This is a genomic window from Paraflavitalea sp., from assembly GCF_059502485.1.
On sequence record NZ_JCACET010000008.1, the window covers coordinates 649,471 to 663,040 of the forward strand.

11 protein-coding genes and 1 tRNA gene are annotated in these 13,570 nt (G+C 47.5%); 6 read left to right on the top strand and 6 right to left on the bottom strand.

Translation table 11 applies throughout. The features are described from left to right. Positions 1 to 27: 27 nt before the first annotated feature. From AC5JBY_RS05430 to AC5JBY_RS05455, 6 genes are all read right to left on the bottom strand, one after another. Positions 28 to 639 carry a phosphatase PAP2 family protein gene (locus tag AC5JBY_RS05430; RefSeq protein WP_495903544.1) on the bottom strand — a complete coding sequence of 204 codons (612 nt, stop codon included), beginning with the start codon at positions 637 to 639 and terminating at the stop codon, positions 28 to 30. Positions 640 to 798: 159 nt separating this feature from the next. Next, a complete protein-coding gene (locus AC5JBY_RS05435; protein WP_495903545.1) occupies positions 799 to 1,164 on the bottom strand; it encodes a Rieske (2Fe-2S) protein in 366 nt (121 codons plus the stop codon). Then, positions 1,164 to 2,351, bottom strand: coding sequence for a GTPase HflX (hflX, locus tag AC5JBY_RS05440; protein ID WP_495903546.1), 1,188 nt, complete (start codon positions 2,349 to 2,351; stop codon positions 1,164 to 1,166). Before hflX ends, AC5JBY_RS05435 begins: the two co-directional genes overlap by 1 nt. Before the next feature lie 167 nt (positions 2,352 to 2,518). Further along, positions 2,519 to 3,271 (bottom strand): porin family protein, encoded by a 753-nt coding sequence (locus AC5JBY_RS05445; protein WP_495903547.1) that lies wholly within the window; start codon positions 3,269 to 3,271, stop codon positions 2,519 to 2,521. Positions 3,272 to 3,362: 91 nt separating this feature from the next. Further along, positions 3,363 to 3,629, bottom strand: coding sequence for a GIY-YIG nuclease family protein (locus AC5JBY_RS05450; RefSeq protein WP_495903548.1), 267 nt, complete (start codon positions 3,627 to 3,629; stop codon positions 3,363 to 3,365). An 18-nt stretch (positions 3,630 to 3,647) separates the two neighbouring features. Further along, a tRNA-Ile gene (locus tag AC5JBY_RS05455) sits at positions 3,648 to 3,721 on the bottom strand. Positions 3,722 to 4,029: 308 nt separating this feature from the next. Between AC5JBY_RS05455 and AC5JBY_RS05460 the strand changes: the two genes are divergently transcribed. The 6 genes from AC5JBY_RS05460 to AC5JBY_RS05485 all read left to right on the top strand — a co-directional run bounded on the left by AC5JBY_RS05460 (position 4,030) and on the right by AC5JBY_RS05485 (position 13,563). Further along, a complete protein-coding gene (locus AC5JBY_RS05460) occupies positions 4,030 to 4,602 on the top strand; it encodes an RNA polymerase sigma factor (RefSeq protein WP_495903549.1) in 573 nt (190 codons plus the stop codon). A 238-nt stretch (positions 4,603 to 4,840) separates the two neighbouring features. Beyond that, positions 4,841 to 5,950, top strand: a complete 1,110-nt coding sequence (locus AC5JBY_RS05465) for a FecR family protein (RefSeq protein ID WP_495903550.1) — start codon at positions 4,841 to 4,843, stop codon at positions 5,948 to 5,950. A 251-nt stretch (positions 5,951 to 6,201) separates the two neighbouring features. Then, positions 6,202 to 9,450, top strand: coding sequence for a TonB-dependent receptor (locus AC5JBY_RS05470; protein WP_495903551.1), 3,249 nt, complete (start codon positions 6,202 to 6,204; stop codon positions 9,448 to 9,450). 17 nt (positions 9,451 to 9,467) lie between these two features. Then, the gene (locus tag AC5JBY_RS05475; RefSeq protein WP_495903552.1) at positions 9,468 to 10,961 is read left to right on the top strand and encodes a RagB/SusD family nutrient uptake outer membrane protein; all 1,494 of its coding nucleotides are present in this window, start codon (positions 9,468 to 9,470) and stop codon (positions 10,959 to 10,961) included. 22 nt (positions 10,962 to 10,983) lie between these two features. Further along, a complete protein-coding gene (locus tag AC5JBY_RS05480; RefSeq protein ID WP_495903553.1) occupies positions 10,984 to 11,820 on the top strand; it encodes a LamG domain-containing protein in 837 nt (278 codons plus the stop codon). Positions 11,821 to 11,889: 69 nt separating this feature from the next. After that, on the top strand, positions 11,890 to 13,563 hold the full coding sequence (locus AC5JBY_RS05485) for a glucoamylase family protein (RefSeq protein WP_495903554.1): 1,674 nt from the start codon (positions 11,890 to 11,892) through the stop codon (positions 13,561 to 13,563). Positions 13,564 to 13,570 lie beyond the last annotated feature (7 nt).

Here is a 13,570-nt window from a genome sequence, read left to right on the forward strand (position 1 = left end):
ACAACAATCGTGGCTTTAAAATGAGAACTATCCCTTGGCCAGTTTGGAGAAGCCGGATTCAGAGCCGGATTTTGAAGGAAAACACCACAGCTGGAATATCCGCGCCAATAAGTACCCTATGGTGATGCCCATAATGGCGCCTCCGATAATATCTAAGGGGAAATGCTTGCCAACATAGATCTGGGCATACCCGATCATAAAAGCCCACAACCACAGCCAATGCCACCGTTTGCCATTGATGAGCTGAATAGAGTAGAACCAGAACATGGCCAGCCCGAAGTGATTGGCTGCATGCGAAGAAGGAAAACCATATTGACCGCCACAGCCTACGAGGCTGCGTACAACACCTTGTAATTCGGGATCAAAACAAGGCCTTAAGCGTTCAAACCAGGGCTTCAGCATCTTGGCACTGATAAAATCATTGAGGGCAAAAGTAACGACGGTCAACAGGATAAACTGCCAGGCATATTTCCTGCCCGATTTTATGATCCAGTAAACCATGAAAGCATACAGAGGTATCCAAACGGTCGCATTGCGAAGAAGTTTCATGAATCCATCGAGCCATGGCGCTGACGCGTCAACGTTTATAAATGTGAAAACATCTTTATCGATCGCCTCAAGCAGCTGCCAGAAATTCATTGACCCGATTTTAGTAAAATACCATCAAAAATCGGGCGCCAGTGTTATCGGAACATCACCTGCGGATTAAGCCTTGATTAAAGACTACCAAACACGATAGTTTATCTACAACATGACTTGGTGACACGACGAAATTGGGAAATTATTTCAACGGAAAAACTACCAGAAGTTGAAGAGGCCGCTATCCGGCAGGCCAACAAAAAAGCCGTCAGGTCGCTGCTCTACAGGATAAGTTTTAAGATAATAACCTTCCCCACTGACATTACGTCCATTTTTAATGCTGAATTTATAGCGGTGCAGCGGGCATACTACATTGCCGATCGCATCGATATACCCGTCTGCCATAATGCCACTGGCATGAGGGCATTTATAAGCGAAGCCAAACCATTCCTGTTGGTGCTTGCCAATGCATAGCTTCTTGCCGGATACCTCTACCACGGCAATAAGGTTATCACCCATAGACAGTTCGGCTTCACTTTCAGCAATCTTGTGCCATTTGTATTTTTTGTCCGCTGTACCCTCCATTAGAAGTAAGTAGTCTTGTAAGGATAACGTATCTGGTACAGCTCCTTCACTTTATTGAGAATAGTGTTGCGCAGTTCTTCAACATTGCGCCTTTCCAGCGCAGAAATGAATACACAATTACCCTGTAAAGTATTTTCCCAGCGTTCCTTCAGCTCTTTCACGATCTCTACCTTCACCTCCTCTTCCAGCCAGGGGTCGAAAGTGTTCTTTTCGTACATATCCATCTTGTTGAAGATGGTAATGACGGGTTTGTCATATGCTTTCATCTCCGTCAGCGTCTGATTCACCACGCCGATCTGGTCCTCGTATTGCGGATGAGAAATATCTACTACATGCAATAAGATATCGGCTTCCCGGACCTCATCCAGCGTACTCTTAAAGCTCTCTACAAGATGGTGAGGTAGCTTGCGGATAAAACCAACCGTATCACTCAACAGGAAAGGCGTTTGTTCAAACACCACCTTGCGAGTGGTAGTTTCCAGCGTAGCGAACAGCTTATTCTCGGCAAACACATCACTCTTGCTCAACAGGTTCATGATGGTCGATTTGCCCACGTTGGTATAGCCCACCAGCGACACACGGATAAATTCACCCCGGTCCTTTCGTTGAATAAATGCCTGCTTGTCGATCTCGCCCAGCCGCCTGCGCAGCAGAGCGATCTTGTCCTTTACGATACGACGGTCAGTCTCGATTTCCGTTTCACCAGGTCCCCTGGTACCGATACCGCCACCTAACCTTTCCAGGTGTTTCCACATACCCTTCAGGCGGGGCAGCAGGTATTGATATTGCGCCAGTTCCACCTGCGTTTTCGCCTGGGCGGTTTTGGCCCGGCGGGCGAAGATGTCCAGAATAAGGTCCGAACGATCGATAACCTTTATTTCAAGCACCTTTTCAATATTCGTGATCTGAGAGCCCGTAAGCTCATCGTCAAAAATGATCAGGTTGATATCCTTACCCGTGATAAAATTCTTGATCTCTTCCAGCTTTCCTTTTCCCAGAAAAGTCTTGCTGTCGGGGTGCGGCAGCTTTTGGATGTAACGTTTTACGGCTGTTGCGCCGGCTGTTTCCGCCAGGAAGGCCAGCTCTTCGAGGTATTCCTTTACCTGTTCCTCCGTTTGGGTCTTATAGACAAGACCGGCAAGCACCGCTTTCTCTTCCTTTTGAATAATGTTCTTGTTCTCTAACAAATGACTAAAATTTTGTGTGCAAAAATAACCATAATAAATCCAATGGCGGTAATGAGCCTGTTGGCTACCCGGTCGCTCATGTCCTAAAACAAAAAAGGAGACAGCGTTCACTGTCTCCTTTCAATAATATATCTCAACGAAATCCAGTTAATCCTTCAAGTCTGCAGTTACAAGCCGCTCAGTGTCAAACCGATCTGGAAGGGGCGTACATCGGGGCCGAATCCTTCCTTGATAAAGGCGTTGATCTGGTAGCTGCCATACAGGCTCAGCGCGCCATAACCTACGCGGCCGGTAACACTGAGGCGGGTGCCATTGAAGTATCTTTTAGACTTTTCTTTCAGTGTATAAGCGTTGAGGGTATTGCCACTCCTGTTCTGGAAGGTCTTTCCTTTGATATGAGCGCTCATCAGGGTTCCGATCTTACCGCCTACAGCAAATTTCCAGCTCTTGTTGGTGTTCTCGGGGTTTGACACGAAACGCAACTCGATAGGAGCTTCCAGGAAAGTAGTACCCAGCTTGTATTTCTTGAAATGGTTGGTATCGGCTACGTTCTTGAAGCCAAGCGTGTTAGCCCGGCGACCAGTGATGTCGATATCCATTTTATCAAAGAACATATTGTCGGTACCAACCCCTGCACCGATCCCTACGCTGAAGCGCGGGTCGCTTTTAAAGGGAAGGTCAAACATGAAATAAAGATTGAAGCTGCGGGAAAGACCTTTGGTATTAATAGTATCTGGTATTTGAGACCAGCCATTGTAACCCAGTTGAAGCATAAGGTGGTCATTGGGCCGGTTGGTAAGCCTGATCTTGCTCCAGTCTTTCTTCTTCTTTTTGGGGGTAACGGTAGTTGAGGTCGAGTCCTGGGCCATAACAGCAGTCATACAGGCCAGGGAAATAAAAAGCGTCAGGATTTTTTTCATACCAGATTAATAAGTTGATCAAAAGTATCCTACGAACGGTTAATGAAAGGTTAAAGAAAAAAACTCACAGCAGAAAGCTGTGAGCACTTACTTAAGATGTAACCTTATGTGTACTCTTTTCGATGAGTTGTTCAATTCGTAGTCTGCTTTTCCAGCTTTTAAGCTGTTTCTCCCTTTTCAGGGCAGCTGTTTTATCCGGGTAGAATTCAGTCAAACGAATGCTCCAATCTGCAGCTTTTCCGGTAAATCCGCGATGATTACACAAGTGCTTGGCTAATCTTTCTTCCACATTTTCTGTAGCACCGATGTAATACTTATCCAGTTTTTCGGAATATAGGATGTACACGAAAAAGGCCATCCGGCAACTTTTAATGTGTGGGCCCTGTTGGTATCGAACCAACGACCCCCTGATTATGAGTCAGGTGCTCTAACCGACTGAGCTAAGGGCCCCTCTCCGTAAGGAGAAAATATTTTAAATAAAAGAACTATCGAACCTTCGACCCTCCCGACCTATGGTCGGGATGCTCTAACCGACTGAGCTAAGGGCCCTCTCCGTAAGGAGGAATATTTTGAAATAAAAGAACTATCGAACCAATGATCTTTCTAACTGTAAGTTAGAAGATTAAGCCGGAATTTCCGGCGAGGAGCAAAATTAGACAAATTCAGTAACTATGGGGAAGAAATCTGCTTTATTTTTTGATTTAACTTGTGCAGGCAGCACTGCTGCAAGAAGGATGGTCTTTAAATAGCCGGTTGCTATGTCAAAGCTTGCTTACATGAAGGAAATCCAGCGTCGTATTGCATTATACGACGATGAAGCTGCTTACAAAGAGCTCTTCTGCCTGTTCTATAAGCCCCTGCTCCGGTTTGCACACACCCTCTGCCATTCCCACGAGATGTCCGAAGAGATCGTTTCCGATGTTTTTATCAGTATCTGGCAACGCCGCGCCACCCTCGAAGAGATACATAACCTCAAAGTATACCTATATATAAGCACCAAAAATGCAGCCCTCAAATACCTGCTCAGGCAGCAAAAAAGAGTGGCCATCACACTCGACGACCTGCAGGTGGAGCTCGAAAGCCAGTATAACAACCCCGAGCAGCTGATGATGACGGCCGAAATGCTGGCCCGCGTAGACCAGGCCATCATGCACCTGCCACCCCGCTGCAAACTGGTATACAAACTCATCAAGGAAGATGGACTCCGCTACAAAGAAGCAGCCGAGATCCTCGGCATTTCCGTCAAAACCATTGACAACCAATTGGCCATAGCCCTCGGCAAAATTGGCAAAGCCATCAACGTCAACCTCAAAAAGGTCATCCGATTCTGACCACTTTTTAAGAGTTTCTGCATTCTTTACCAGGAATCTCCCGATTCGTCAACTTTCAAACCACGTCAGTTACTACGCTATATTCCCTTTTCAACCCTCCAACCGGTTTTCGCCTTATCAACTTCTCAACCTTTCAACTTTTCCCAAAAAATATTTCCTCCCCCTTTAGGGGATTGCCCTAAAACCCGGCTCCTTAATAAGATAACAACCAAACAATCGACAAGCAACCAACCGCCTTATGTCTACTGAACGCATTTGGGAACTGATGGCGCGGAAACTCGCAGACGAGGCTTCTGATGATGAATTAGGAGAACTGGAGCAACTATTACGTACCCATCCGGAGCTCCACTTCCCGGTCCAGGCCGTTACCGACCTGTGGCACCATGAGCCACAGCCCCCGGAGGACGACACCCTGCATACCAGTTATCAGCAACACATAACCCGTATGCAGGAAATGGGCATAACGATCGGTCAGGGCCAGGAAGACAACGCCCTGTTGCTGGAAGGATCACGCAGACCTTCCAGGCGTCGGCATATATGGTGGGTAGCAGCAGCGGCAATGATCACGGTGGCCTGTTTTTTTTATTGGGGGCAACAACCATCCCCCGAAACAGCTTCCCTGATCGACAAAAGCCCGGCTAGTGAGATCACCACCCGGCAAGGGTCCCGGACCAGGGTGCAATTGCCGGACGGAACAAAAGTGTGGCTCAACGCTGGTAGCAAGCTTACTTATGACAAAGAGTTCAACAACGCCCTGCGCGAAGTAACACTCACTGGTGAAGGATACTTTGATGTAGTAAGAAATGAGAAAAAACCTTTTATCATTCACACCGAAAAAATGGATGTAAAAGTATTAGGTACACAATTCAACGTAAAGTCATATCCAAATGACGAAGCCACCGAAGCTGCACTCATTCACGGCAGCATTGAAGTGTCGTTGAAAGACCGTCCGTCCCAGAAAATAATCCTCAAACCCAATGAAAAAATAGTGGTGGCCAATAGGGACACCTTTACAGCCGTAAGCAATACGCCGAAGGCACACAAAGAAAATGTGGAGCCACTGGTCGCAATCCGTCACCTCACCTATCAGAAAGAAGACAGTACCATCATCGAAACCTCCTGGGTAGAAAACAAACTGGTATTTGAAGACGAGTCCTTCAAAGATTTAGCGGTGAAGATGGAACGCTGGTATGGTGTGGTCATACATTTTTCAGATGAGCGTATTGGAGCCTTACGCTTTACCGGGGTATTCGAAGAAGAGACCATTGAAGATGCGATGCGGGCACTAAAAATAACCGGCTCCTTTAATTATAAATTCCAGGGCAAAACGATTACTATTTCCCGATAACAATTACTAACGAAAACTCATGTTGCCAATGCTCCAGATCAATAGTACATAAAAGAAAACTGCTAAAAAGCAAACAGGACCCCGTTGACGCAGGATCCCGTTTGTGATCGAAAAAAGTCTCGGTATGCTCACAACCCTCGGAAAGTTGCAGGTACCATTTTATAACCTTTTTCAATGCTTAAAGTATGAAAAAAATAAGGACTTTTCCCGATTTCTTCGGGAGGCCTAACCTTTTAAAGCTTGCATTTATCATGAAATTAACGGTTGTCATTCTTCTGGTCAGTTGCCTGCATGTGTCAGCCGGAGTCTACTCCCAATCCCGGATCTCCCTGAACATGCAATCAGCCGACTTCAAAAAAGTCCTCTCGGCTATAGAGAAAAAGACTAACTATCGTTTTTTGTACAATCAAAGCCTGATTCCTGCAGACCAGAAAGTAAATATCACTGCCAATAATGAAGAAGTATTGTCTGTGATAAACAGGATATTGGAAAACACCTCTTTAACCTATGAAGTGCTCAACAGCAACCTCGTAGTGTTGAAGCGGATGAATACCATCATACAGCCGGCGCAGGTTACCGGCCGGGTCACCGACTCTACCGGCGCACCCATATCAGGCGTTTCAGTTCGGGTGAAAGGCAGCAATGCCGGCACCTCTACAGATGCCAATGGTTCATTTACCATTACAGTCCCTGACAATGCCACGCTGATCTTCTCTTCTGTAGGCTACACTACCCAGGAGGTGGCAGTAGCAGGACAAACTTCCATCAATATTACACTGCAGGCTGCTGATACACCCTTGGAGCAGGTAGTAGTAGTAGGATATGGCTCACAGCGTAAAATAGATGTTACAGGAGCCGTGACAAATATCAAAGGAGAAGAAATATCCAAACAGGCGTCAGTCAATCCAATCAGCGCTTTACAAGGTAAAGTAGCTGGCGTACAGATCACCAACTCAGGAGCACCCGGTGCTTCACCGGAGATCAGGATCAGGGGCGTAGGTACAGTATTCGGAAGCACCAGCCCCCTGTATGTAGTAGATGGAGTTTGGTTTGATAACATCAGCTTCCTCAACCCGGCCGATATCGAAAGCTTGAGCATCCTGAAAGACGCTTCCAGCGAATCCATCTACGGTATCAGAGCAGCCAACGGCGTTGTGCTCATCACTACTAAAAAAGGAAAATCAGGCAAAGCACAGGTCAACTACAATGGCTATGTAGGATACCAAAAAGTGACCAACCAGATCGAAATGGCCAATGCCAACCAATATGCTACCCTTATCAATGAAAAAGAAGGCACGCAGGTACTTGATCCTTCCAAATTTGGAGCAGGCACCGACTGGTATCACCAGGCACTCCGGAATGCACTCATCACCAACCACCAGATCTCCGTATCCGGCGGCGCTGAAAAGTCGAACTATAATTTGTCTTTTGGTTACCTCAACCAGGATGGTATCGTGGAAACCAACAACTACCAGCGCTATACCCTGCGTCTCCAACAAGAGTTCATGGTAGCAAAACCACTTAAAGTTGGGTACACCCTTACCGGAGCCTATAGCAAGTCAGACGATATTGACGGAGGCATCTTCAGGCAGCTGTACTCAGCTTATCCTGTATTGCCTGTATTCTATCAGGATGGCAGCTATGGCGATCCAGGCGACTTCCCCCTCGGAGATGGCGCTAAGTACAATCCACAGGTTACTATCGATTACTTCGATCAGGATACAAGACAATACCGCGGTACCGGCAACGTGTTTGCTGAGTTGAAAGTAGCCAGGTATTTCACCCTTCGCTCCAGCATCGGAGGTGAGTACACCGATCAGCACGTACGCAACTATCGCCCCGTGTACAACCTCGGTCCCAGCCTGCGTAATGACATCAGCAGCCTCACGCTGACTGATGAACACACCCGCAACTGGATATTGGAAAACACGATCACGTACGACAGGAAGTTTGGAGATCACTCCATAAAAGTACTGGCCGGTCAGGGAGCACAATCATACAGGTTCACCAAACAAATAGGGTCAGCGCAAAACGTACCCAACGGACGCAACTTTGAATACCTGAGCCTCGGCAACAACCGCAACATACAAGATGCAGATTATCCCAACTATCCATTATTTAGTACGATCTCATCTTATTTCGGTCGGTTGAACTATTCATTCCAGAATAAATATTTGCTGACAGCGTCTTTCCGTGCTGATGGTTCTTCCAAATTCTCCGGCTCCGACAAGTGGGGATATTTCCCTGCAGTAGGTATCGGCTGGGTGATCAGCAACGAAAGCTTCATGGAGAATCAGGACCTCTTCAACAACCTGAAACTGCGGGCAAGCTGGGGTAAAGTAGGTAACGCCTCTGTGCCAGCTAACCTGTCAGTACAATCAGTAACACAAACCAATGCTCTTATCGCAGTGTTCGGCAACCAGATATTTACCGGTGCCAGCATCGATAAGATCGTTCCCCCCACTACATTCTGGGAAAAAAGCGTAGGTACAGATATCGCCATCGAAGCATCCTTGTTGAACAATAAGTTGAGTGCAGAGATTGGTTGGTACAACCGCAAGACTGAAGACGCCATCTTCGCTATCGATATCCTGGGCTCACTGGGTGTATCAGGAAGCAGCATCGTTGGTAACCAGGCTACCTATCAAAACAGAGGATGGGAATTTCTCGTGTCCTGGAAAGACAATGTTGCCAAAGACTGGACATACAGCATCAGCGCCAACCTTGGTATCAACGACAACAAAGTGCTGTCTACTGTTACCGGAGGCAACCCCATTTACGGCGGTGGTCAGGGACTTGCCAACGGATCATTGGCTACCCGCACGGTACTGGGACAGCCCATTGGCCACTTCTATGGATATAGAGTTGTAGGCGTATTTCAAACCGATGCAGAAGCAGCACCCTGGGGTGCAAAAGCAGGTGACTTCAAATTTGAAGACATCAGCGGACCCGAAGGAAAACCCGATGGCGTGATCGATGGTAAATACGATAGAGCAGTGCTGGGCAATCCTAACCCGCGCTACAGCTACGGTATCAATACCACCGTTACCTATAAACAATTCGACCTCGCGCTCGACTTCCAGGGCGTAGCAGATGTACAGGTTTACAATGCCAACATTGGCTGGCGCTATGGTAATGAAAACTTCTCCAAAGAATTCTTCGACAATCGCTGGCATGGACAGGGCACTTCCAACACCTATCCTTCAGCTAAGATTGGAAGCACCTACAACGCCAAGCCCAGTTCCTTCTTTGTAGAAGATGGCGATTATTTCCGGATCAGGAATATCCAGCTGGGATATACACTTCCCGGAACACTGATGAACAAGTGGTCCGTTTCAAGACTGCGCGTATTCGTCAATGCCCAGAATCCATTTACGTTCTTCAAGTACAACGGCTTCTCCCCCGAGATCATCGGAGGTGGACCCACAGGATCTGGTATAGATGCCAATGTATATCCATTGTCAGCCATCTACAACTTTGGCGTAAACCTTAGCTTCTAATTCAAAATCGAATTACAATGAAACGAATTAATATAAAAACATCTTTGCTGGCAGCTGTGCTCGTGATCGCTGCAAATGGATGCAGCAAAAGCTTTATAGATGTACCGCTGGAAGGTGCTCAGCCTTCTGAACAATTCTGGCGCAATGCAGACGATGCCGCCAAAGCCGTCAACGCCATGTATGCTTATTTACGCGCATGGCCGCAAGTTGCATTTGCTACGATAGCAGTAGAAAACCTTGGTTCCGATGATGCAGAAAAAGGAAGCTCTACCGGTGATGCTTCCTACCTCGACGACTTCGACAACTTTACAGTAGGACCATCTTCGGCCAACTCTTCCGGGCAGGTATATGACTTCTGGAAAGGACAATACCTGGAGATCAACTATTGCAACCAGGTGCTGGACAATGTGCCTAAAATAGAAATGGATGCTAACCTGAAGAACCGCTACCTCGCAGAAGCCAAGTTCTTGCGGGCATATAGTTACTTCAGGCTGGTAAGAGCATTTGGAGATGTGCCCTTAAGGCTCACTATTCCAAAAGATGCCTCTGAGTTCAACGTTCCAAGAACACCGAAGGCCGATGTATATGCAGCCATGGAAAAAGACCTTACAGAAGCTGCAGCCACACTGCCACAGAACTACGGACCTGCTGATGTTGGCCACGCTACCAAAGGAGCTGCATTAGCCCTGCATGCGAAAGTTTCCATGTACCAGAAGAAGTGGGATCAGGTGCTGGCACTTACCAACCAGGTGATGGCACTCGGCTATGACCTGTTCCCCGATTACGAAAAACAGTTCCGCATACAAAATGAGAACAACATCGAATCCATCTTCGAAGTACAGGCTGCATTGATACCAGATAACAAAGAAGCCTCCAACTCACAATACTCCCAGGTACAAGGTATCCGGGGCATGTCGCCCAGTATGGGCTGGGGTTTCAACGTTCCTACAGCCGATCTCGCCAACTCTTATGAAACAGATGATCCGCGCAGAGATGCCACGATCGTTTTCAGAGGAGAGATTACACCACAGGGCGATGCGATTCCCGTAGCTGGCGATAATCCCCGGTACAACCAAAAATCATACGTGCCCCAAAGCCTTATGGTAGCTGGATTTACCGAAGGAAGCCAACAGAACTTCCGGGTTATGCGCTTTGCCGAAGTACTATTAATGAATGCTGAAGCTGCCAACGAAATCGGCGGCGCCAATACCACCCTGGCCCTCACCTCGCTCAACAGAGTAAGAACAAGAGCAAGAGGAGCCCTGCCGCTCACCGTGTTACCGCCGGTTACTACTACCGACCAGGCTGCACTACGCACTGCCATCTGGAGAGAAAGAAGAGCAGAGCTGGCCATGGAAAATGACAGGTATTTCGATGTCATCCGTCAGGGACGTGCCGCTACCTTGTTTGCTGGCAAAGGATGGAAAGCCAACAAGAACGAAGTATGGCCCATACCACAGGCAGAGATCGACATCAGCGCCGGTGTATTGACACAAAACAACGGCTATTAATTCAGCATTTAAACACATTAATATGAACAGCAAAAATTTTAAACCCATGCTCGCCATTGCGGCAGCAGGTTTACTATTTACCTCCTGCTATAAAAAATTCGATACCGATAGCTATGCCCCGGCCCTTTCGATCGGTGGATATACCAGCTCCAAAGAAATAGCTCCTTCTAACCTCGTAGCCTACTGGTCCTTCGATGGCAACCTGGTAGACAGTGTTTCCGGACAGGCTGGCACCAACGTGGGCACCAGCTTTGCCCCCGGTTATAAGGGACAGGCCATGCAAGGCGCATTGAACAGCTATGTGCTGGCAACGCCCAGCACAGGCATCACAAGCATGCATAGCTTTACCCTTGCATTTTGGGTCAATAGCCCGCTACACCCTGCAGGTATAGCCGGCCTTGTGGCCCTCTCCAACAACAGCCAGTTTTGGGGCAACATTGAGTTGTTCCTCGAAAACGGTGGAACACTCGATGCCATGAAATTCAGGGCCAAGGTGATCAACAACGGCACCAGCGAAATTGGTATCGATAAAGATGGCATACCAAGCTTCTATACCAAATGGAGCCACCTGGTGCTGTCCTACGATCAGGCAACATCCACTTTCAAATTCTATGTGAACGGCTCCGTGTCCACTACAAAAACAGTGGCAGGATTAGGCGCTTTGAATTTCCTGAACAGTGGAAAAATGGTATTCGGCGCATCCCAGTTCATGACTACGCCCAGCCTCACAAGCGGCCATGGCGCAGAATCATGGGCCAGCTTCCTCACGGGAAGATTGGATGAGGTAAGAATCTATAATAAGGCGCTCACTGATGCCGACATCAGTGCCCTTGTTCTATTGGAAGGAAGAGGTAAATAATATAACAACAGGGCATGAAATATGCAGCAATATACACTGCATGCTTCATGCCCTTTTTATTGCTGTCGAATGATGAAATGGAACCACTTTATCTTGCTATGCCTAATACTGATAGGCGCTGGTTGTGGCAAAAGCGGAGGAGATAACCCTGCGCCACCACCTGCACCGCCAACTTCTTTCAGCTTTTCCGCATTGAGAGTAGATGGCCGGTTCAATGGATTTACTTACACCAACGTAAACTACCAGCCGGTGTTGAAATACACCTTCAACACAAAGGTCAACCAGGCTACTGTAAGCAACGCCCTGACCATCAGGGCCAAATCGGGTACTACCGTCGCCTATACAGTTGCCCTGGAAAACAACGATAGCACATTGGTAATACAGCCTTCCACAGCATTGACATCGATCACCCAATACACGGTAACGCTCACTACCTTGCTGAAGTCCAAAGAAAATACAAGCCTGCAATCGGGCATCGATATAAACCTTCTCACCAAAATAGATTCATCCCGTAAGTTCCCTGCCATCACCGATGCACAGCTACTCGATAAAGTACAGCAACAAACCTTTAAATACTTCTGGGACTTTGGACATCCTGTTTCGGGCCTTGCAAGAGAAAGAAATACATCCGGCGACGTGGTTACATCCGGAGGGTCTGGCTTTGGCATCATGGCTATTATCACAGCCATTCACCGCAACTTCATTACACGTGCCGAAGGATTGACCCGCTTGCAAAAAATAACGGGCTTCCTTAAAAACAATGCAACCACCTTTCACGGAGCCTTCCCCCACTGGCTTAATGGCGCAACAGGAGCAGCTGTTCCCTTCAGCACAAAAGACAATGGCGCCGATCTGGTAGAAACCTCTTATCTGATACAAGGTCTACTTTGCGCCCGCCAGTATTTCAATACAGCCGATGCTGCAGAAACCACCTTGCGCAGCGACATCAATACGATCTGCAACAAAGTAGAATGGAGCTGGTTCCGCAAAAACAATGAAAACGTATTATATTGGCATTGGAGCCCCAACTACAACTGGGACATGAACATGCCGATACGCGGCTGGAACGAATGCCTCATCACCTATGTACTGGCAGCATCATCCACCAGCTTTTCCATACCTAAGATTGTGTACGATAATGGTTGGACAAACAACGGCGCATTCAGAAACAACAATAGCTACTACAACCTGCAGCTGCCATTAGGCCCGGCCTATGGCGGCCCGTTGTTCTTTGCCCACTATTCATTCCTTGGCATCAACCCCAACAACCTCACCGATGCCTGGGCCAATTATACAACACAAAACAAGAACCATACACTCATCAACTATAACTATTGCGTCGCCAACCCGCAAGGATACTTTGGGTATAGCGACTCTTGTTGGGGACTTACCGCAAGCGATATTTCCGGCGGTTACACGGCCAGCTCGCCAACCAATGACGTAGGCGTCATTGCACCCACAGCAGCCTTGTCGTCCTTTCCCTATACACCCGTAGAATCAATGAAAGCGTTGAAATTCTATTATTATGTATTAGGCGATAAACTCTGGAAAGAATACGGCTTTGTCGATGCCTTCTCATTGAAAGACACCTGGTTTGCAGAAACATTCCTGGCCATCGATCAGGGACCCATCATCGTGATGATCGAGAATCATCGCAGCGGGTTACTGTGGGACCTGTTCACCAGTTGTCCCGAAGTAAAAACAGGCATGAAGAACCTTGGATTTACAGCACCCTATTTATAATACAATG